This window comes from Sphingomonas sp. Leaf37 (assembly GCF_920939475.1).
GTDB lineage: Bacteria > Pseudomonadota > Alphaproteobacteria > Sphingomonadales > Sphingomonadaceae > Sphingomonas.
In genome coordinates this window covers 487,149-508,503 of the sequence record NZ_CAKLAX010000004.1, presented here as the reverse complement: position 1 = coordinate 508,503, position 21,355 = coordinate 487,149, and the positions used below count along the sequence as shown (strand labels likewise).

Genomic DNA, 21,355 nt, shown 5'->3' with positions numbered 1-21,355 from the left:
GCGGCGCGGATCAAAGCGGCAAAGCACCATGCAAGACAAACGACGGCCGACCCGCTAACGCCCGCGATATGCCCGCCAAGCCCTATGATGCGATCATCCTCGGTGCCGGTGCCGCCGGCTTGATGTGCGCTGCCGTCGCCGGTCAGCGCGGTCGGCGTGTGCTGTTGGTCGACCACGCCGACGAAGCGGGCAAGAAGATCGTCATTTCCGGCGGCGGTCGATGCAACTTCACCAACATCCACACTGCGCCGGACCGTTATCTGTCCGCCAACCCGCATTTCGCGAAATCCGCCCTCGGCCGCTACACCGCCGCAGATTTTGTCGCTCTGGTCGAGCGCCACGGCATTCGCTGGCACGAAAAGACGCTGGGCCAGTTGTTCTGCGACGGCTCGGCGCGACAGATCGTCGCGATGCTGCTCGGCGAATGCGAGATGGGCCGCGTCGAGCTCGCGCTGTCGTCGCCGATCGGCGATGTCGGCCACGACGGTAATGCCTACACCGTCGCCCTCCCCGGCCGGACCGTGATCGCGCCGCGGCTGGTGATCGCCACTGGCGGCCCTTCGATCCCCAGGATGGGCGCCACCGGCTTCGCCTACGACCTCGCGCGCCGGTTCGGGCTGAAGGTGGTCGAGCCGCGCCCCGCGCTGGTGCCGCTGACGCTGGGCGGCGATGAAACGCTGTTCCGCACCTTGTCTGGAGTCGCGGCCGAGGTGGTGGCGAAGGCGGGCAAGGCCAGCTTCCGCGAAGCCGCGCTGTTCACCCATCGCGGCCTGTCCGGCCCGGCGATCCTGCAGGTCTCCAGCTATTGGCGCGCGCGCGAACCGATCGCTATCGACTTCGTGCCCGACGCCGCCGCCGACTGGCTGCTCCGGTCCAAGCGCGCCAACCCCCGCACCACCTTGCGCCGCGCGCTGGCCGCGACGCTGCCCGATCGCCTCGCCGAGGCGCTGGCCGAACGACTGGAGATGAACACCGAACTCGCCAACACGCCCGACCGCCGGCTCGATGACGCCGCCCGCCGGTTGTCGGCCTGGCGCTTCACCCCCAACGGCAGCGAAGGCTATGCCAAGGCGGAGGTCACTGCGGGCGGCATCAGCACCGCCGACCTGTCATCGCAGACGCTGGAGGCGCGCAAGCTTCCGGGACTGCACGCGATCGGTGAAGCGGTCGACGTCACCGGCTGGCTCGGTGGCTACAATTTCCAATGGGCGTGGGCGAGCGGCTGGGCCGCCGCTCAGGCGTTATGAATCGCCGGTCATCGCCCGCAACTGCACGGCGTAACCGGCCGCGAGTTGCGCAAACGCGCGTTTCAGCGTATAAGCCTTCGCGCGGCCTCGCTCGGCCTCGGCTTCGCGGATTAGGCGACGCAGGGTCTCTGGGGTCACGGTCACGGCCATGATGCGCGGGTACAAGCGCCACATTGCGCCCGTATTGCCGCCCGCACCTGGCCCGCGACTGACACTCGCGACATCGTTGTCCCTGCCGCGTTCCCGCCTTGGCGTTTAGCCTTGGCTTCGGGGGCGCCGCTCCCATTTAGGTTCACTATGCCCTTCTCCTCCCTGCCTCCCGTCCTCGCCGAGGCGCTCGTCGCCCGCGGCTATGAAGCCCCCACCGCCGTCCAGGCATCCGTGATCGAACCCGAAGCCGTGGGCCGCGACCTCGTCGTCTCGGCGCAGACCGGCTCGGGCAAGACCGTCGCCTTCGGCCTCGCCATGGCGGGCGAACTCATGGCGGACGGCACCCTGCCCCCGCCCGGCCTGCCGCTCGCGCTCATTATCGCCCCGACCCGCGAACTCGCGTTGCAGGTCAGCCGCGAACTGATGTGGCTCTACAAGGGCGCACACGCCCGCATCGCCACCTGCGTCGGCGGCATGGACGCCAGTAAGGAGCGCCGCTCGCTCAGCCACGGCGCGCATATCGTCGTCGGCACTCCGGGCCGCCTGCGCGACCATCTGGAGCGCGGCGCGCTCGACCTGACCGCGTTGCGCGTCGCTGTCCTCGACGAAGCGGACGAAATGCTCGACATGGGCTTCCGCGAAGACCTGGAGGGCATCCTCGACGCATCGCCGGCCGAACGCCGTACCCTGATGTTCTCGGCAACGATGCCGCGGCCGATCGTCGCGCTCGCCAAGCGCTACCAGCGCGATGCGTTGCGTATCTCGACCGTCGGTGAAGACCGCGGCCACGGCGACATCGCCTATCAGGCGGTCACCGTTGCCCCTGCCGACATCGAACATGCCGTCATCAACCTGCTTCGCTTCCACGAAGCGGAAACGGCGATGCTGTTCTGCGCCACCCGCGACAACGTCCGCCACCTGCACGCCAGTCTCGTCGAGCGTGGTTTCGCTGCCGTCGCGCTGTCCGGCGAGCATAGCCAGAACGAGCGCAACGCGGCGCTTCAGGCCCTTCGCGACCGCCGCGCCCGCGTCTGCGTCGCCACCGACGTTGCGGCCCGTGGCATCGATCTGCCGTCGCTCAGCCTCGTCGTCCATGTCGAGATGCCGCGCGATGCCGAGACGTTGCAGCATCGCTCGGGCCGTACCGGTCGCGCCGGCAAGAAGGGCACGGCGGTGCTCATCGTGCCGTATCCGCGCCGCCGCCGCGTCGACATGATGCTGAAGCAGGCGAAGATCGCCTGCGACTGGATCCCCGCCCCCTCGGCTGACGATATCCGCAAGCAGGATCGCGAGCGCCTCATCACCACGCTGCTCGCGCCGATCGAGTTCGACGACGAGGATCGCGAGCTCGCCACCCGCCTGATGGCGGAAAAGTCGGCGGAGGATATCGCCGCCGCGCTCGTCCACGCCCACCGCGCGCTGATGCCGCAGGCGGAAGACCTGCTCGACTCGGCTGCACCGCAGCAGACGGACCGGACGCAGGGGCACCGCCCCGGCTTCGAGGACACCGTCTGGTTCCAGATGGACATCGGCCGTCGCCAGAACGCCGATCCGCGCTGGCTGCTGCCGCTGATCTGCCGCCGCGGCCACATCACCAAGGCGGAGATCGGCGCGATCCGCATCAACCCGAACGACACGATCTTCGAAGTGCCCCGCACCGTCGCCGATCGCGTCCTCGCCAGCGTCCAGCGCACCGCGAACCCGGAAAATGACGAGGGCAGCCTCCAGATCATTCCGTTCACCGGTAACCCGCGCGAGGCCGGCGGCAGCGGCGGCGCCCCCCGCGGCCCGCGCGCTCCGCGCGACAACGCTGCACGCCCGCCCCGCACCGGCGGCGCACCGGTCCGGCATCAGGCGAAGCCCTACCGCAAGGGTCCGCGCGGCTGATGCCGATGGGCGTCCGTATCCTCGTCGATGCGGACGCCTGTCCGGTGAAGGACGAAATCTACAAGGTCGCCTGGCGCCGAGAGGTGCCGGTGACCATCGTCAGCAACAGCCACTTCCGCGTACCGGTCCACCCGCTGGTGACGCGCGTGGTGGTGAGCGACAGCTTCGACGCCGCCGACGACTGGATCGCTGAACAGGCCGACCCGCAGGCGGTGGTGATCACCGCCGACATCCTGCTCGCCGACCGTGCCCTGAAAGCCGGCGCGACAGTGCTGAGCCCGACGGGCAGACCCTTCACGACGGCGTCAATCGGCGGGGCAATCGCGACGCGGGCGATCATGGCAGATTTGCGGGCGGGCGGGGATCAGCTTGGCGGGCCGAAGCCGTTCGCTGAGGCGGACCGGAGCCGTTTCCTGCAGGCGCTGGATACGGCACTGGCGAAGTTGACGCGCGCTTAAACCTGAGCGAACTTGCAAGGTCAGCCGCACGAAGGATCGATTAGGCAGCGTTCGACATCGTTGCGCTATCGCGATGGTCCCTCTCGCTGCAACAGGCTGTCTCGATACGTCATGCGACTGCCGATCGACGCACAGATGCATATGATGAAATCGACGAGCCAGATTTGCCAGGGCTCGCCGATGGAAAAGGCCACCGCCAGACAGATGGCTGACCCCAGCGGTGCCAGGCTCGTAACCCACGGCATGATCTGAACCGCCAGCGGTTCGAACCCCATCAGTTCGGATGCCCACCAGACCAAGGGTAGCATCAACAGCCAGTATAACGGATTGGCTCTCGACTCGAAGTGATTGCCGGGAACGAGCAAACCGATCACGGCCAACGTCACTGCGAGCCCCGCGATGACAGCCAGCCCGGCAGCCCATTGTGATCGTGGCTCCACACGCAATCGTGCCCAATATTCCCGATCGTTTCTCGCCATGGCGTTAATCTTCTTCGTTCGACACGCCGATCACCCAGACGACCATGTCCTTGATGATGCCGTCCGAAGCACTGGCGGTCAGCCCGACCACACCGCCAACACCGTCGAGAAGACGTTGGCGAACGTAGCGGTTGATGACCGGGCCAGGGAATCGCTTGGCTGTCTGGACGCCCAGCGCGGTTGTGAGTTGTCGCCGGGCGGGCCGTGCCAAGCTGGAACTGGCCGCTCGCGACCACGTAAAACCTTGTGAGCTCAACGCGGTATGGGCCACCTTCAGCTCCTTCAAAGCGCCTGCTGCTCCCAGCAGGCCGATGCCGTCCGCTGCTCGCATGGTCCAGACGTACACCTTATCGTCGTCCAGCTTCTTGTTGATCGCCCCGCGACCCGTGTAAACATTGGCGGTGCGAAAGGTAGATACCGCGCATTGTCCGGTCGACGCCAGTGCGCCGGCGTAAAGGAACGCCGCTGCAAAGCCAGAAGCACCTCCCGTGACCGGAGCAAGCGCGCCCATGCCGACGACACCGATCCAAGCCAGCGCCGCGCCGCCACAGTTCAGGCCGAGGCTCATCCACTCCTTGCCCGGCGATGTACCAACCGTACGCTTCTCACGTGCTGCGGAAGCCTGCGACCGCAGCAACGGCCCACCCACCGGTCCGGCCCGGCTCCAAGCTGCCGAAGCGATCGGCCGGCTTCGAAGCTCGAATACGACGCTGATGCCATTCGGCCCCGGTGCCCGCAGCCGCTGCATGCGCCCGCCGGCGATGAACACGACGCCAGCGCGACGGGTCTGGGGGACGGAATCCGTCACCTTGAGCAGCCGGCCACGAAGATTCGAGCTCGTCGATCGAAGTGGAGGGACACTTGCCATAAACCATCTCCACAGGTCAGCCGAATGTCACACGATCAGGTGATGCTTCGTCGACATCTGGTCCAGTAATGACCGATCGTCAATCATACGGGCAGAATAGCTGGTCGACAGCGACTACGCTTGCACCGATGCCCTTTCAGCGTGAATCGTTGCACTGACCTGCCGTGCCTGTCAGCGCTACGCATCATCCCCCATCCTGAGCGCGGCAATAAACGCCTCCTGCGGGATGCTGACACTGCCGTATTCGCGCATCTTCGCCTTGCCCTTCTTCTGCTTTTCCAGCAGCTTCTTCTTGCGGGTCGCGTCGCCGCCGTAGCATTTTGCGGTCACGTCCTTGCGCATCGCGCTTATCGTTTCGCGCGCGATCACCTTGCCGCCGATCGCCGCCTGGATCGGGATCTTGAACAGGTGGCGCGGGATCAGTTCCTTCAGCCGCTCGACCATGCCGCGGCCGCGGACTTCGGCGGTGCCGCGGTGGACGATCATGCTCAGCGCATCGACCGGCTCTTCGTTGACCAGAATGCTCATCTTGACGAGGTCGCCCTCGCGATAGCCGATCTGGGTATAGTCGAAGCTCGCATAACCCTTCGACAGTGACTTCAGCCGGTCGTAGAAGTCGAACACCACCTCGTTGAGCGGCAGTTCGTACGTCGCCTGCGCCCGCCCGCCGACGTAGGTCAGATTCTGCTGGATGCCGCGCCGGTCCTGGCACAGCTTCAGGATCGACCCGAGATATTCGTCGGGGACGTAGATCGTCGCGTTGATCCACGGTTCGCTGATCGTCTTGATCTTGTTGACGTCGGGCATGTCGGCGGGATTGTGCAGGTCGATCTGCGTGATCCCCGCCGGATCGGGATGCGTCAGCTCGATCTGGTACACCACCGACGGCGCGGTCGTGATGAGGTCGAGGTCGTATTCGCGGGTCAGCCGCTCCTGGATGATTTCCAGATGCAGCAGCCCCAGGAATCCGCAGCGGAAGCCGAAGCCCAGCGCCGCCGACGTCTCCATCTCGAACGAGAAGCTGGCATCGTTCAGCCGCAGCTTCGAAATGCTCTCACGAAGCTTCTCGAAGTCGTTGGCATCGACCGGAAACAGCCCGCAGAACACTACCGGCTGGACTTCCTTGAAGCCCGCCAGCGCTTCCTTGGCGGGCCGCTTGGTGTCGGTCAGCGTATCGCCGACCCGCGCCTGCGCGACGTCCTTGATCTGCGCGGTGATGAAGCCGATCTCGCCCGGTCCAAGGTCGGTGAGTTGCTCGATCTTCGGCCGAAAACAGCCGACGCGGTCGACCAGATGCGTCGTGCCCGCCTGCATGAAGCTGACCTGCTGGCCCTTCTTCAGCACGCCCTCCATCACCCGGACGAGAATGACGACGCCCAGATACGGGTCGTACCAGCTATCGACCAGCATCGCCTTCAGCGGCGCAGCGGCATCGCCCTTGGGCGGCGGGATGCGCGTGACGATCGCCTCCAGGATTTCGTCGATGCCGATCCCCGACTTCGCGCTGGCGAGCACCGCCTGCGACGCGTCGATGCCGATGACGTCCTCGATTTCCTTGCGCACCATCTCGGGCTCGGCGGCGGGCAGGTCGATCTTGTTGATCACCGGCACGATCTCATGGTCGTGCTCGATCGACTGATAGACGTTCGCCAACGTCTGCGCCTCGACCCCCTGCGCCGCGTCGACCACCAGCAGCGCACCCTCGCACGCCGCCAGCGACCGCGACACTTCATAGGCGAAGTCGACGTGGCCAGGGGTGTCCATCAGGTTCAGCGTATAGGTGACGCCGTCCTTCGCCGGATAGGACAGGCGCACCGTCTGCGCCTTGATCGTGATCCCGCGCTCCTTCTCGATATCCATGTTGTCGAGCACCTGGCTCGACATCTCACGGTCGGTCAGGCCACCCGTCCGTTGGATCAGGCGATCGGCGAGCGTCGACTTGCCATGGTCGATATGCGCGATGATGGAAAAGTTACGGATGGTCGAAAGCGGGGTCGTCATCCGCCGCCCCTAGCAGGGTGTCGGCGGCTTGCCAAAGGGGCATGGCACAGCTGGAAAGAAGCTCCGAACCGGATTTAGTCCGTTTCGAACAGAATTAGCGGGTCCTTTACCAAAGTGCGGCAATGTCCCCCTTGGACGCTCTCCCTTGAGGGCCGGGAGGAACAATGAAGAACCTATCGTTACTCAGCAAGCTGCTGCTCGCCTTCGGATGTTGCATGGCCATCATGCTCGGTCTCAGTGGCATCGCCGTGAACAAGTTGTCCGTGATGAACGACAGCATTGCCGCGTTCGCCGACAACCGACTGCCCAAGGCGAAGGCGCTGGGTCAGTTGGAAGCGAGCTTCAACAGCTATCGCACCGCAATGTATCGCCATATCGCGTCGGCTACACCGGCAGCAATTTCAGAAGCCGACCGCAAGGTGATCGATACGCGTGGCGCGGTTACAAAGGCTGCGACGGACCTGCAGGGGCTGGTAAGCGCGCCGGATGCCAGGCAAGCGACGGCGAGGATCCAGCGCATCCTGCCGGAGATCTTCCGCCGCGACGAAGCGGTCCTTACACTGTCGCGCAGCAACCAGAACGAGGCGGCCACCGCGGCGCTGCTGGCCATCCGTGGTCAGAGCGAACGGCTGATGCGCGAGGTCGGCGATCTGAACACGCTGTTCGTCGAGCAGGAAAAGACGGCGCGTGCCGAAGCGGACAGCAGCTATGCCGCGGCCAAGATCATGATCGGTATCGCCGTGCTGCTGGCCATCGCGATCATCGTGGCGGCCAACATGATGATGGTTCGGCTGGTCTCGCGTCCGCTGAACCGCATGACCGGGATCATCGGTGAGCTCGCCGCCGGCAAGCTCGACACCGAGATTCCACAGGAGGATCGGAGCGACGAAATCGGCAAGCTCGCCGGATCGATCACTGTCCTGCGCGGCGAACTGAGGCTTGCGGATCAGGCCAAGCACGAACAGACCGACGCGGTGCAGAACGTGGCCGCCGGCCTGTCGGCTTTGGCGAAGGGCGATCTGACAGCGCGGATCGAGGCCGACCTGCCGGGATCGTTCGCAAAGCTGAAGAGCGATTTCAACCACGCGATGTCGGCGGTCCAGACCGCGCTGGAGGCGGTCACTGCGAGCGCCAACGGCATTACCGGTGGCGCCAGCGACATTCGCCAGGCGTCCGACGACCTGTCGCGCCGGACCGAGCAACAGGCCGCGAGCCTGGAGGAAACCGCCGCTGCGATGGACGAGATCACCTCGACGGTCCGTACCACCGCTGCAGGGGCGCTGACCGTCAACACGGCGGTCAAGGATGCGCGCGTCGCCGCCGAGGCATCGGGCGATATCGTCAAGCGTGCGGTGGAGGCAATGCGGGGCATCGAGCATGCTTCCGCAGAGATCGGCGAGATCATCTCGGTGATCGACGGGATCGCGTTCCAGACCAACCTGCTCGCACTCAATGCCGGCGTCGAGGCCGCGCGCGCTGGCGATGCAGGACGAGGATTCGCAGTCGTCGCGTCCGAAGTGCGAGCGCTCGCCCAACGATCGGCGGAGGCGGCAAAGGACGTCAAGACGCGTATCACCGCCTCGTCGCAGCAGGTCGATGCCGGCGTCGACCTCGTCACGGAAACCGGTCAGGCGTTGTCACGGATCATCGGTCGCATCGGCGAGATTAGCACGCTGGTCGAGGAGATCGCACTCTCCGCCGAACGCCAGGCGACAGGTCTGCATCAGGTCAACACCGCAGTGGCTGAGATGGACAGCGTCACGCAGCAGAACGCCGCGATGGTCGAGGAGGCGACAGCCGCCGCCCGCAGCCTGTCCAACGAAGCCGATGCGATGGCGCGGGAAGTACGACGCTTCAAACTGAAGAACGACGATACCGTATCGCCACAGGCCACCCGCCCCGCTCCTGTTCGCACGCCTCCGCCGCGCGGTGGGACGTCCCGCCCTCGCCTCGTCAGCGGCAATGCGGCGCTGGCCGTCGACGACTGGTCCGAGTTCTGAATTATACGCCGGACGGTCCTTCCCCGTCCGGCGTACACATCCGTGCGGTTTTCAGTCGCGGGTCAGCGTCTCGATGGCCTTCAACACATTGAAATAGCGGCTGGCGCCCTCGCCGCCGATCAGCGCCCATCGCACGCCGCGCTCCTCCAGGATTGTCTGGCTCAGGGCGAAGAACCGCCGCCGCTCCGCTTCGGACCCGAACATGCGCGTGCCGTCCTCCACCCACGGCAGATCGATGTCGAACAGCAGGTATAGATCGGCAGTGTTGGTCCAGGTCGAAAACCACACGTCGCGATGACCGAACATCATGTCCGCCCATACGGCAGTCATCAGAGGATCGGTATCGAGGATGACCGGGTAATGCCGCTCATCGAGCGCAGCGCGGACCCTGGCATCATGCCCTTTACCGATCTCGACGAGGTCGGCCATCGTCAGGTCGGTGCCGAACGCCTCGCAATAGGTACGACCGAATTCGGCAACGCACGGCACGCCGCCGAAATGCTGCGCCAGCCGCGGCGCGATCACCGACTTGCCGGTACTTTCCGGCCCATGCAGACAAATCGAGCGCGGCCTCATGCCGTCGTCATCCGCCGTGATGCGCGCCGCCAGCCGACCAATCCCTGTACCGATAACGCAAGCAGCACGACGTAGAGCGCGCAGGTAAACCACAATCCCTTGGCCGCGTAGAGCGGGATGCTCGCGACATCGACGGCGATCCACACCCACCAGCTTTCGATTGCACGCCGCGCCTGCATCAGCTGCGCAGCGACCGATGCGATCGCAATCCCGGCATCCCACCACGGATAGGAGGCGTCGGTATAGCGGTGCATCAGCGCGCCCCACGCAAGACAGGCTGCCATCCCGCCGACCAGCCACATCGCCCGCGTTCCTGCGTCCAGCTGCTCGACCACCACCTCGCCCGCCTCTGCCCGGCTGCGCGCCCAATTGGCCCAGCCATACAGGTTGGCGGCGAAGAAGAACCCCTGCAGCAGGGCGTCGCTATATAGCCGAGCGCCTGCGAACATCCAGCCGTAGATCGCCACCGCCACCAGAGCGACGGGAAAGTTCCACACGTTACGCTGCGTGACGAGCGCGACGTTCACCACGACCAGCGCGGCGGCAAGGGCTTCGACGAAATTCATCGGGCGGGTGCCTATGATGCTGCAGGCGGCTGCCGCAAGCCCGATGTTGCCGGACATCGCTGCCCGATCGGAAAACCGACATGGCCGCCAGCCGTTTCGTGCATTTTAGGCTTGATAGGTCGGCATCACGCGTCTAGGCGCTCCCACCTGCAATGTGTCGGGGCGTGGCGCAGTCTGGTAGCGCACTGGTCTCGGGGTCCAGGGGTCGTAGGTTCGAATCCTATCGCCCCGACCATTGCAGCGGTTCTGGCACGGGTGCCGAACCTTCCCCGATCTCGATAATCCACGATCGGTCCTGTTATCGCTACACACGACAAGGGGGCCGAACGTCAGGCGTCCGGCCCCCTTGTGGCGTCGATCAATCGAGAGGTCGTCAGGCGGCGCGGGCGACCTGCGTGATCGAAGCGTCGTTAGCCACGCGGCGCGCGCGCTTGGCGAGCATCGGCGCGGCGACGCGCTGCCCGGCTTCGAACTGGCGGCGATAGGACATGAATGCGGCGATCAGGCTGAACATCGAATAACTCCTGGGGAAGAATGTGCTGCAATGCAGCATTGCGTTGCCATATGTTGCCGGACCGTAAGTGCGGCAATTGCAATGATCCCAACCAAGAATGCAGAATCTGCAATCGCATGCTACTCTCGTCATCGAGAACGCATTTTTTTCAATTCCGCTGAACACGGCTCTTCTGCCCTTCCCCGGCCGGGGCGGGCCCCAGTGGCGTTGACGCGCCTGATCGCGGGTATCGCTCCGCCAAAGATATGGGCGACCGAGCCCCGATCTGAGATCCGCGAATGTTCAGAGTGGCGCAAGACGACAGAACCCCCGCCCTACCGACGAATATCGATACACGCAGATCTCGTATCCGGCGCATTCGTGTTCCGGCTGCGCCCGGACACAGCGCACGTTCGGTCCAATCCCCTAATCGGCGGCCGCGACCCAGTCCGCGAGCGTCATCTCACCCGTCCCCCGCGTTTCAGCCTTCATGCTGTTGCGCATGATCTCGATCGCCCAGCGCGTGCGCTCACCGTGATTGCCCGCGACTGCATCGCACGGCACCCACAGACCATATTGCCGCATATGCGCATCGGCGGCGGTGAACAGCACGCAGATATCCGCCGCCACCCCTGCGAGCACCAGCCTGCTGACGCCCAGTTGCGGTAGAAGCACCGGAAGGTTCGTCGCGTAAAAGCCGGAAAACTGCGGCTTGATGATGAAATAGTCGCTCTCGCGCGGACGCAACGCCTCGGTCAGCGCGCGGCCGGGGCCATCCTTCGCCAGTGTCTCCTCGATCAGGCGGTTGCGCTCGGAATGCCATTGTCCGTCGTTGTCGTTGACGTAGATCACCGGCACGCCGGTCGCGTCCGCCGCATCGCGCAGTGTCAGGATCGGCGCGATCGTTGCCTCTGCCGGTTCACGCATCGTCTCCCCGCCCTCGAACGCGAGTGCGTTGACCATGTCGATGATGACGAGGGCAGTCTTGCCCGGCGCGGCGTCGGATTGCTGATCGGCCATGCTTGCGACGTAACAGATTGCGAACGTTGACGCCTTGATCTGGGATGCGATTGGAACGAAACGGGGACATGGCCGACGGCGACCCACCCCAGCGCAAGATCATCCATATCGACATGGACGCTTTCTACGCATCGGTAGAACAGCGCGACGATCCCGCCCTCCGCGGCAAGCCTGTCGCGGTAGGCGGCTCGCGAGCCCGTGGCGTCGTCGCGGCGGCGAGTTACGAGGCACGGTCGCACGGCGTCCGCTCGGCGATGCCCTCGGTCACTGCGATCCGCCGCTGCCCCGCACTCGTCTTCGTGCCGCCACGCTTCGATGTTTACCGCGCCGTTTCGCAACAGATTCGTGCCGTCTTCGCCGATTATACCGACGCGATCGAGCCATTATCGCTCGATGAAGCCTATCTGGATGTTACCGAAGATCGTCATGCGCTCGGATCGGCCAAGGCGATCGCCGAACAGATCCGTGCTCGCATCCGCACGGATACCGGCCTAACCGCGTCAGCCGGGGTCAGCTACAACAAGTTCATCGCCAAACTCGCCTCCGACCAGAACAAGCCCGATGGCATCTGCGTCATTCCCCCGCACAAGGGCGCTGCCTTCGTAGCCTCGCTGCCGGTGAAGCGATTCCACGGCGTCGGACCGGTGACCGCCAGAAAGATGGAATCGCTCGGCATCCTGTCGGGTGCGGATCTGCGCGACCGCCCCTTCGCGTTCCTGCAGGCACATTTCGGCTCCTATGCCGGTTATCTCTACGGCGCCGCGCGTGGGATCGATCATCGCCCGGTCCGCGCTGATCGGCCGTCAAAATCGGTCGGTGCCGAACGGACGTTCGAGACCAACCTGTCCGATCCCGCGGACCTGCAGGTCGCGCTCGCACGCGTCGCCGATGCCGCCTGGGTCCGCATCGACCGTTCCAATGCGCGCGGCAGGACGATCACATTGAAGCTACGCCACGCCGACTTCCGGACCATCACCCGGGCGCGGTCGCTGGCAGCGCCGGTAACGGATCGAGCTGCGTTCCTCGACATCGGCCTGGACCTGCTCGCGGCGCAACTGCCGATCCCCGACGGTGTCCGTCTGCTCGGGCTGACGCTGTCGGGCATATCAGGCGACCCGCCGGAAGAAGAGGCGCAACCCAGCCTGCCGCTATGAGCGTCCGGTTCCCCGACGATGGCCAGAGTCCGGCCCAGAAGACAGACGTGGTGAGGGTTAACGCGTCGCCACTCGACGCGTTAACGATCATCGTTTACGCTTCCTTCACCAATTCGGATGGGGGAATGACGGTCGAGCCCTGGTTCATCGTGGCGATGGCGCTTAGCCTAGCAGGGTACGGCATCTATCTCGCCGGCCTGAGGCGCCATCTGCTCGAGCCGAGCCGCGCGTCCTGGCTTATCTGGGCCGTCGCGACCGGGGTGGAGGCGGCGACGTATCTCGCCGTCAACCCTGGCGAGCCCCAGGGGCTCGTATTTGCCGCTTCCGCCGTCGCCTGCATCATCGTGACGCTGGCGATGTGGCGCCGGTCGCGCTGGACCAGCCCGTCGCCGACCGAGACGATCTGCATGGCGGCGAGCTTCGCCGCAATCGTCCTGTGGCTGCTGCTGAAAGAGACGTTCTGGGCGCATATGCTCGTGGTCGCTGCGGTACCGCTGGGGTTCTGGCCGACCTGGGCCAGCGTATGGGAAGATCGCGCCCGCGAACGCTCGCCCGCATGGGGCCTGTGGACGCTGGGCGATCTCGCGACGCTGATAGTCGCCACACGCAGCAGCGGATCGGGGATCGGCGAATATGCCTATGTCATGGTCGAACTGCTCTGCCACGCCAGCGTCTGGTTGATGGTCGGTCTTGCGACGCTCAACCCGCTGCGTTCGTTCGGGCGGCGCGAGGGAGGCCTGCGGGTCCTCGACGCCTATTTGCCCGCCAACCCGTTCGCTGTCGGCGAAACGCATCTCGGCAAGGCGGTGTTCGCGGCCCAGGATTTTGCCGAAGGGCAGACGATCGTGCGCTTCTCGGGCCGGACCGTACCGGCATCGCGCCTGCCGACCGGGCTCAGCGGGGCTGCGGATCGCTTCCTCCAGATCGCGCGCGACCGCTATATGGGACCGTCAGGTCGGATCGACGATCTGATCAACCATAGCTGCTCGCCCAACGCCGGGCTGCGCTTTACCGATACCGGGGTCTTCCTCACCGCGCTGCGTGCGATCGTGCCCGGCGAGGAAATCGCCTGGGATTATTCCACCACGCTCGCCGATCCCGACTGGTCGATGATCTGCGCCTGCGACAGCCCGCAATGCCGCGGCGTCATCCGTGCCTTCGCCGCGCTGCCGCCCGAGATCCAGGACCGCTACCGCGCCAGCGATCTGGTAGCGCCCTATCTCCGCGAACCCGCGAAGAACCAGGCCGCCTGATCCAGCTATTTCCTCCCCCCCCCCCGGAGGGGGAGGGGTGAACGTCATCGCCCGCCAGCAGGCAGGTTCGTCTCCAAATACCGTGTCATCAGTGAAAACAGGTGCAGGCTGGTCCCCGGCTTTTCGTAGATGCCATGCGTGCGGTCCGGATAGGCCATCATCGTGAACGGCTTGTTCGCCGCGATTAGTCGATCTTCCAGAACCTCCATATTCTGGTAGTGAACGTTGTCGTCGCCGGTACCGTGGATCACCAGCAGGTTGCCCTTCAGCCCATCGGCATAGGTGATCGGGGAGCCGGCCTTGAACCCGGCAGCATTGTCCGACGGCAGACCCATATACCGTTCCTGATAGACGGTGTCGTACAGCGACTGATCCGCCACCGCCGCCACTGCAATCCCCGTCCTGAACAGGTCCGGGAAGCGGAACATCGCGTGCAGCGTACTGGAACCACCGCCGCTCCAGCCCCAGATGCCGATCCGTTCGGGATCCATATAGGACCGCTGGTTCAGCAGCTTGCGCACGCCAGCGGCATAATCTTCCGGTCCGATCACGCCCAGCTGGCGATAGATGCTCTTGCGCCAGTCGCGTCCCCGCGGGGTCGCCGTGCCACGCGGATCGATGCTCGCCACGATATAGCCGCGCTCCGCCAGCATCCGGTGCCACAGCGCAGTATTGCCTCCCCAAGCATCCGCCACCGTCTGCCCCCACGGCTCGCCATAGACGTGGAACAGCACCGGATACCGTTTCGCCGGATCGAAACCCGCCGGCTTGATGATCGACGCGTCCACCGACACGCCCTTGCCGAGATCGATCCGCGTGAACTCGGTAGCGGCCAGCGGCTCTTTGGCGATCACGTCCTGTAACGCCGCATTGCGGGCGAGCACCCTCACCGGGTTTTGCGTCGTAAGGTCGATCATGTCCGTCACCGGCGCGCGATCCGCAGCCGATACGGTATGTCGCGCCCAATGCGCACCCGGCGCAATATCATAGCCGTGCGTCCCCGCCTGCCCCGCCGGCGTCACCCGCTCGACCCGCGGCTTGCCGGTCAGCGATGCGCGATAGAGATAGCGCTGCGTCGGATTGTCGGGTGACGCGATGAACCAGGCCCAGCCGCCCGCCTCATCCACCTGCAACAGGTCGACGACGTCGAACTTGCCCGGCGTGCGCAGGTCCACGCGCTTGCCGTCGGCAGAAACGAGATAGAGGTGCCGCCAGCCGTCCCGCTCGCTCAGCCATGTGAACCGTCGCCCGCGATCCAGCCACGTCGGGTCGACGTTCGCCTCGACCCACGCCGCGTCGCGCTCGACGAACAGCTTGGTCGTCGCGCCCGTCACCGGATCGGCCCGCAGCACCTGATAAGTGTTCTGCAAGCGGTTGGCATATTGCAGGAACAATTGTCCGCTGTCCGGCGCCCAACTCATCTGCGGCACGTAGTTCTGGCGTGGGTCGCCAGCCAGCTTTACCCATTGTGTCGCGCCGCTTGCCACATCGACGCTGCCGACGCGCACCGCCGAATTGGTCGTGCCCACCTTGGGATATTGCAGCGGGATCGGCTTCGAATATTGGCCGACGGTGTTGGTGATCATGTAGAAGGTGCCGATGCCCGACGTATCGAACCGCCAGAAGGCGATCCGCTTCGAATCCGGGCTCCATTTCCACGCCTTGCGCAGGTAGAATTCCTCTTCGTACACCCAGTCGCCGAGGCCGTTGACGATTAGCTCGCTGCCATCGCTGGTCAGCCGCCGCGCGGTACCGCCTGCGACCGGCTCGACATAAAGGTCGTTACTCCTCACATACGCGATCCGACTGCCGTCAGGCGAGAACTCGGCATACATCAGGCTCGATGCGGGCGCGTCGCCGCCGATCCGGCGCAGCGTCTTGCTCGCCAAGTCGAACAGCCAGTAATCGCCCAGTGCCCTCGTCCGCCGGAACCGTACACCGTTGTTGAAGATCAACAGCTTGCCGCCATCCGCCGACCATGCGTAGCTCTGGATGGCGATCGGCTTCCCGGTTTCCTTCACGATCAGATCGCGAGCCGATACGAGCACCGCCCGCGTGTTGCCTGCCACGTCGTAACGGACGAGGTCGCTGCCGCCTGCGACATCCTTCGATCCCTCGATCGCGGTATACCCCCTGCCGTCGCGCGTCCATTCACCGCCCTCGACCCCTTCGCCCCGAATCGCACTCTTGCCGAAGATACGATCGAGCGTCAGCGGCATGAATTGCGCGGCGAGCGGCGCCGGAGTGAGCATGGTGGCGAGGCAGGCGAAAATCAGGGCGTTGCGCATCGTCTTGAAGGTCCCGAACTGTTCAGGCAAAGGTGTAACGCGGCGTTTCGGCATCGTATACGCCCGAGGCACCGTCCGATCCCCTTGCCCTTGCATCGCTTTGCCGGTAGGGGCGCGCACTTCCACGCTTATGGCTGGATGCTTGCGGGAGGGTGCCCTGCGCCCGTCTGGACCGCTAAACTTGAAACGAGAGTGACATGGCAAAAAAGATCACAGGTTACATCAACCTGCAGGTTCCTGCAGGCGACGCGAAGCCCGCCCCGCCGATCGGCCCGGCGCTGGGTCAGCGCGGCGTGAACATCATGGAATTCTGCAAGGCGTTCAACGCGCAGACGACCGACATGGACAAGGGGACGCCGCTCCCCACCAAGATCACCGTCTATGCCGACCGTTCGTTCTCGTTCGAGATCAAGACGCCGCCGGCATCGTTCCTCATCAAGAAGGCCGCCGGCCTGAAGTCGGGCTCGAAGGAGCCGGGCAAGGTCGTCGCAGGCAAGATCGCGCGCAGCAAGCTGACCGAGATCGCCCAGACCAAGATGAAGGATTTGAACGCCAACGACATCGAGGCTGCGACCAAGATCATCGAAGGCTCCGCCCGCGCGATGGGCCTCGAAGTGACGGAGGGCTGATAAGATGGCCAAGCAGACCAAGAAGCGTAAGTCGAACGCGATCAACCCCGAAACGCTGCACGGCGTCGATCAGGCGATCAGCCTCGCCAAGCAGAACGCCACCGCCAAGTTCGACGAGACCATCGAGGTCGCGCTGAACCTGGGCGTCGATCCGCGCCACGCCGACCAGATGGTCCGCGGCGTCGTGACGCTGCCCGCCGGCACCGGCAAGACCGTTCGCGTCGGCGTGTTCGCACGCGGTGCGAAGGCCGAGGAAGCCCTTGCAGCGGGTGCGGACGTCGTCGGCGCCGAAGACCTGATGGAAACCATCCAGGGCGGCACCATCGATTTCGATCGCTGCATCGCGACCCCTGACATGATGGGCGTCGTCGGTCGCCTCGGCAAGGTGCTGGGTCCCAAGGGCCTGATGCCGAACCCGAAGCTCGGCACCGTCACCATGAACGTCGCCGAAGCCGTCAAAGCAGCCAAGGGCGGCCAGGTCGAATATCGCGTCGAGAAGGCCGGCATCATCCATTCCGGCATCGGCAAGGCATCGTTCACGCAGGAAGACCTGCGTCGTAACTTCGACGCGCTGGTCGACGCCGTGGTGCGTGCCAAGCCGTCGGGCGCCAAGGGCAAGTATGTCCGCAAGGTCGCCGTCAGCTCGACGATGGGTCCTGGCATCCGCGTCGACACTGCCGAGGTCGCCGGCGCGTAAGCGTTTCGATTTAAAGGTAAAGACGAAAAGGGCCGGGAGCGATCCCGGCCCTTTTTGCGTAGGCGTAGCGGATGACCCGGACCGGCGCCGGTCAGTCGCCTTTTGCGACGCTCGCGCTGCCGTCGAGATGTGCGCCGATCGCGGCAAAGGGTCGCGACAGGATATTGCCGACCTGATGCGCGACGAACAGCGCAGCGCTGCCGATCGCGATGGTTAAGACGGCGAACTGGAATGCGGCGGAAAAACGCCGGCTCCGCGCTTCTCGCTCACCAATCGAGGGCCGTCTTCGCCCGGCGACGCGGCGATCCGCGCCCATCTCGCCCGCCGTCGCATCCGGCTTGAGAGCCGGCGGCCTCGCCGAGACCACGCCATCCACATCGATCGGGTCTTGGGTACGCACCCCAAAATACGATCCACTCTGCCACACGACGCGCCCAACGATAATATGGTGGACGCGACGGATCTCGATCACCGTTCCCGGCCGACACACCGTTTCCGACGTTGCCAACAACCCGCGGGACGACATGTTGTGGATCAGGACATCGCCCCAATCTGCGCCACACCGCATACGGGCGCGCACCAGCACCTTGCGACGTGCCTCGCGCGTTTTCACCGCCCTGCTATCCGGCCGGGTGGCATCCTCGATCCCCTGCTGATCTCCCGATTCGTCATCACGATCGTCGATAACAGATAAACGTTAATGGTCGACATCCGACGCAAACAAGATCGTCAGGCTATTCGAGACACTTGCAGTTCACGAGTTCCGGTTGCGAGCGGCAGCGGAAAGCATGTTTCCGCTGCCGCTCACCTCTTCACAATCCGACGATGCCGCCATCGGTTTTGGTGATGACGATCGTCGCAGAGCGCGGGCGACCGGTGCCCGTCCCCGTCGCCTGGCTTTGTGGCCAGTTGCTGGTGATGTTGGTCGGGCCACCGCCCTCGCCGGGATGCTGGATGTTGACGAACAGCGTGCGACCATCCGGCGTCGAGTCGATGCCGGTGATCTCACAGAACTTCGGCCCGACGAGGAACCGCTTCAGCGCGGCACCGGGCGCCTTGCCGATGCGCGTCGTCTGCGACCCCGCCGCGCCGTTCAGGCTGTTGGTGATGGTCCGCGTACCGCCATCGCCGACGGTGCCGGGGATCGCCGCCAGCATCATGCAGTTGGTGACGTCGGTAAAGGCGCCATCATCGGTCTGGATCCACAACAGCGGCGTGCCCTGCCCCGCGACGTTGCTGGGCCGGGCGAACCACAGACCGTCCGGCGACGAAAAATCGTTGGTGGCGTCCAGGTTGGACAGGTTGATGTTCGCAGGGTTGAGATCGCTACCCGCACCGAAGGCGTAGATGTCCCATGTGAAGGTCAACGATTCACTGCTGTCGCCGGTTTCACGCAGGCGAAAGACGTGACCGTTGGGATTGCCGTTCGATGCGCCCCCGTTGGTCTTGGGATCGCTGTACGCGCGCGGGTTGGCCGCATCGGTGGTGGCGACGGTCCGCGACGAATTATTGGTCAGCGTCAGGTACATCTCGCCGCTGACCGGATTGACCGCGGTCCATTCCGGGCGGTCCATGCGGGTCGCGCCGAGCACATCGCCGGCAAGACGGGCATGGGTGAGCACGTCGGCCTGATCGGCAAAGGCGTAGGTCGCATTACCGGCCGTGAGCGGCGCGGTACCGAAGGTCAGCGGCATCCATTGGCCGCTGCCATCGGCGTTCATCTTCGCTACGTAAAGCGTACCGCTATCGAGATATTTGTCGCCGATCGCGAGGCGGTTGGCCGCCGTCGAATCCGCAGCCGCCCATGGCGTGGCGGACACGAACTTGTAGACATATTCGTTCTGTGCGTCGTCGCCCATGTAGAAGGCGGGGCGGACGCCGGCGATCATCCGGCCGGGGACGACACCTTCGTGGTTCATACGGCCGAGCGCGGTGCGCTTCCGCGGGGTCGAGGCGGCGTCGAACGGGTCGATCTCGACGATCCAGCCATATTGATTGGGCTCGTTGCGGAAATCGGCGGTGCCGCTTGCCGGCTGCGTCGGGTCGACCGTCGCATTGAACTTGGCGATGCGGGTGTCGCCCGCTGCCGGGGCCGCTGCCGTCGCCCAATCGTAATTGCCCCGACGGATCGTATCGCCGCTGCCCATACCGAGGCCATAGCGGTTGAAGGCGACCACCGACCGGGCGCCCAGCGCCGTCGTCCGCCGTGCATTGTCGCCGGCCTCACGCCGGTAGTACCCCGCCCAGTTTTCCTCGGCAGTGCAATAGGTCATCCACGGCATGGTGCCGTTAGCGCAATTGTTGATCGTGCCGCGGCCTGCGCGGCCGGTCGGCGAGAAGGCGGTGAACAGCAGGGTATTGCCGGCGACCGGACCGGAGAAGCTCATCTGCGTGAACGGTGTAATGCGGCGGTTGAGACTGCCGGTCGGGATATAGCTCCAGCCGCTGGTCCCGCGCGTAATCTCGATCACACTGACGCCGTGCGCCTCGATCTCCTTCAGCACCTCGGCGGTCGGACGGACACCGGCGACGGTCGTGGGACCGTTTGGATGCAGATAGCTTTCGGTGATATTTTCGTGGTTCATTACCAGCAGGCCGCGACTGCTATTATTGGCGTCCGGCGCGGTGCCGGTGGCGGCAAGGCCGAAAAAGCTCATCCCGTCATGGTGATCGCCGGCGCGCGCCGAGAAGGTCGTGTCCGTCCCGTCGTTGGCATAAGCGCCGACGGTGCCGTTGATAGGATCGCCCAGGCGATACAGCACGGTGACCTGATAGCCCGATGGAACCGCGACTACGTCGGCGAGGCTCTTCGGCACCGCTGTGAAGTCGAGCGTCGCAGGCGTCACGGTGACGCTGGTGTCCGCGACCGAGGTGATGCCATCCGACGACGTGCTGCTGAAGCGGAAGCCGAGCATCGTCGATGCGGTGACCGCGGGTGCGGTGAAGCTGGCCGTCGGGCTCGCGCCATTGGCGAGCGTGACGATCGGACCGCTCGTCTGCGTCCAGCCGGCCGACGCCGAATTGCCACTGGTGACGGTGCCGCTCAACGTCACCGTCTTGCCCGTCGATGTGGTGATCGACGATCCGGCGGTGACGGTGGTCGCGCGTCGCTCGTCATCCTTGTCGCAGGCGGCCAGCATCGTGCTGCCGAACACTGCCGCGGTCATCGCAGACAGGCCGCCGCGCATCGTCTGGCGCCGCGAATAGCGCGATGCGATCAGATCGCCGATGTGCGGATTGGCCGTGGTGTTGGTGTCGACGTCACCATCGTCATAGCCGATCGTCGGCTGGTTCAGCATCGTCATGAGATATCCCCCGGATTTCGCGGCAGCGTGCCGCCGATTCCGGTGCTTTGCCGGGGAAAAGCGGCAAACCGATTGCGTGGGGATGACGGCGACGTGAAAGCAGAATGACGGAATGAAGACGGTCCGCGCATGGAACCACAAACAATCGTTCTACCTTCCCCGAAAGACCAACAGGTGCCGGGAATTGACTTACTCCCGCTTCCCGCTATGAGCGCGCTCTTGCCGGTGGGTTCGCCCGTCGTGCATCCGTCCGAGACAGCAGGTGCCGCGGAATATGCCGCAGC

Annotated in this window: 19 protein-coding genes and 1 tRNA gene; 9 read left to right on the top strand and 11 right to left on the bottom strand. The window is 64.9% G+C overall.

What is annotated here, in order from left to right; all coding sequences use genetic code 11:
* The first annotated feature begins 68 nt into the window (after positions 1-68).
* Positions 69-1,247, top strand: coding sequence for an NAD(P)/FAD-dependent oxidoreductase (locus tag LRA87_RS16200; RefSeq protein WP_230781617.1), 1,179 nt, complete (start codon positions 69-71; stop codon positions 1,245-1,247).
* Here LRA87_RS16200 and LRA87_RS16195 read toward each other — a convergent pair.
* On the bottom strand, positions 1,242-1,397 hold the full coding sequence (locus LRA87_RS16195; protein WP_230781616.1) for a hypothetical protein: 156 nt from the start codon (positions 1,395-1,397) through the stop codon (positions 1,242-1,244). The two genes, LRA87_RS16200 and LRA87_RS16195, sit on opposite strands and share 6 nt — an antisense overlap.
* 147 nt (positions 1,398-1,544) lie before the next feature.
* Between LRA87_RS16195 and LRA87_RS16190 the strand changes: the two genes are divergently transcribed.
* On the top strand, positions 1,545-3,284 hold the full coding sequence (locus LRA87_RS16190) for a DEAD/DEAH box helicase (RefSeq protein ID WP_230781615.1): 1,740 nt from the start codon (positions 1,545-1,547) through the stop codon (positions 3,282-3,284).
* A 5-nt stretch (positions 3,285-3,289) separates the two neighbouring features.
* Positions 3,290-3,742, top strand: coding sequence for a YaiI/YqxD family protein (locus tag LRA87_RS16185; RefSeq protein WP_230781649.1), 453 nt, complete (start codon positions 3,290-3,292; stop codon positions 3,740-3,742).
* Between the two features lie 65 nt (positions 3,743-3,807).
* Here the strand turns inward: LRA87_RS16185 and LRA87_RS16180 are convergent, their stop codons facing one another.
* From LRA87_RS16180 to lepA, 3 genes are all read right to left on the bottom strand, one after another.
* Positions 3,808-4,221, bottom strand: a complete 414-nt coding sequence (locus LRA87_RS16180) for a hypothetical protein (RefSeq protein WP_230781614.1) — start codon at positions 4,219-4,221, stop codon at positions 3,808-3,810.
* Between the two features lie 4 nt (positions 4,222-4,225).
* Positions 4,226-4,789 carry a hypothetical protein gene (locus tag LRA87_RS16175; protein ID WP_230781613.1) on the bottom strand — a complete coding sequence of 188 codons (564 nt, stop codon included), beginning with the start codon at positions 4,787-4,789 and terminating at the stop codon, positions 4,226-4,228.
* A 477-nt stretch (positions 4,790-5,266) separates the two neighbouring features.
* A complete protein-coding gene (gene lepA / locus LRA87_RS16170) occupies positions 5,267-7,090 on the bottom strand; it encodes a translation elongation factor 4 (RefSeq protein WP_230781612.1) in 1,824 nt (607 codons plus the stop codon).
* 164 nt (positions 7,091-7,254) lie between these two features.
* On the opposite strand from lepA, the gene LRA87_RS16165 reads away from it, so the two are divergent.
* Positions 7,255-9,090: a methyl-accepting chemotaxis protein gene (locus LRA87_RS16165; RefSeq protein ID WP_268934875.1), complete on the top strand. Its 1,836-nt coding sequence runs from the start codon at positions 7,255-7,257 to the stop codon at positions 9,088-9,090.
* Positions 9,091-9,141: 51 nt separating this feature from the next.
* Here the strand turns inward: LRA87_RS16165 and LRA87_RS16160 are convergent, their stop codons facing one another.
* Positions 9,142-9,666, bottom strand: a complete 525-nt coding sequence (locus LRA87_RS16160) for an AAA family ATPase (protein ID WP_230781611.1) — start codon at positions 9,664-9,666, stop codon at positions 9,142-9,144.
* Positions 9,663-10,289, bottom strand: a complete 627-nt coding sequence (gene pnuC / locus LRA87_RS16155; protein WP_329958603.1) for a nicotinamide riboside transporter PnuC — start codon at positions 10,287-10,289, stop codon at positions 9,663-9,665. The genes LRA87_RS16160 and pnuC overlap by 4 nt, the downstream gene beginning before the upstream one ends.
* 101 nt (positions 10,290-10,390) lie before the next feature.
* Between pnuC and LRA87_RS16150 the strand changes: the two genes are divergently transcribed.
* Positions 10,391-10,467: transfer RNA gene (locus LRA87_RS16150), tRNA-Pro, on the top strand.
* Between the two features lie 138 nt (positions 10,468-10,605).
* Here LRA87_RS16150 and LRA87_RS16145 read toward each other — a convergent pair.
* Positions 10,606-10,746 (bottom strand): hypothetical protein, encoded by a 141-nt coding sequence (locus LRA87_RS16145; RefSeq protein WP_230781610.1) that lies wholly within the window; start codon positions 10,744-10,746, stop codon positions 10,606-10,608.
* 405 nt (positions 10,747-11,151) lie between these two features.
* Positions 11,152-11,745 (bottom strand): cysteine hydrolase family protein, encoded by a 594-nt coding sequence (locus LRA87_RS16140; RefSeq protein WP_230781609.1) that lies wholly within the window; start codon positions 11,743-11,745, stop codon positions 11,152-11,154.
* Positions 11,746-11,813: 68 nt separating this feature from the next.
* Between LRA87_RS16140 and dinB the strand changes: the two genes are divergently transcribed.
* Both dinB and LRA87_RS16130 read left to right on the top strand, forming a co-directional pair.
* The gene (gene dinB, locus LRA87_RS16135) at positions 11,814-12,899 is read left to right on the top strand and encodes a DNA polymerase IV (protein WP_230781608.1); all 1,086 of its coding nucleotides are present in this window, start codon (positions 11,814-11,816) and stop codon (positions 12,897-12,899) included.
* Between the two features lie 125 nt (positions 12,900-13,024).
* Positions 13,025-14,152, top strand: a complete 1,128-nt coding sequence (locus LRA87_RS16130) for an SET domain-containing protein (RefSeq protein ID WP_230781607.1) — start codon at positions 13,025-13,027, stop codon at positions 14,150-14,152.
* A gap of 44 nt (positions 14,153-14,196) precedes the next feature.
* On the opposite strand, the gene LRA87_RS16125 is transcribed toward LRA87_RS16130, so the two are convergent.
* Positions 14,197-16,440: a S9 family peptidase gene (locus tag LRA87_RS16125; RefSeq protein WP_230781606.1), complete on the bottom strand. Its 2,244-nt coding sequence runs from the start codon at positions 16,438-16,440 to the stop codon at positions 14,197-14,199.
* 197 nt (positions 16,441-16,637) lie between these two features.
* Between LRA87_RS16125 and rplK the strand changes: the two genes are divergently transcribed.
* A complete protein-coding gene (gene rplK / locus LRA87_RS16120) occupies positions 16,638-17,069 on the top strand; it encodes a 50S ribosomal protein L11 (RefSeq protein WP_037530328.1) in 432 nt (143 codons plus the stop codon).
* Between the two features lie 4 nt (positions 17,070-17,073).
* Positions 17,074-17,766, top strand: coding sequence for a 50S ribosomal protein L1 (gene rplA, locus LRA87_RS16115; RefSeq protein ID WP_230781605.1), 693 nt, complete (start codon positions 17,074-17,076; stop codon positions 17,764-17,766).
* Between the two features lie 91 nt (positions 17,767-17,857).
* On the opposite strand, the gene LRA87_RS16110 is transcribed toward rplA, so the two are convergent.
* The gene (locus LRA87_RS16110) at positions 17,858-18,379 is read right to left on the bottom strand and encodes a hypothetical protein (RefSeq protein ID WP_230781604.1); all 522 of its coding nucleotides are present in this window, start codon (positions 18,377-18,379) and stop codon (positions 17,858-17,860) included.
* A gap of 199 nt (positions 18,380-18,578) precedes the next feature.
* A complete protein-coding gene (locus tag LRA87_RS16105; RefSeq protein WP_443024898.1) occupies positions 18,579-21,071 on the bottom strand; it encodes an alkaline phosphatase PhoX in 2,493 nt (830 codons plus the stop codon).
* Between the last annotated feature and the right edge of the window lie 284 nt (positions 21,072-21,355).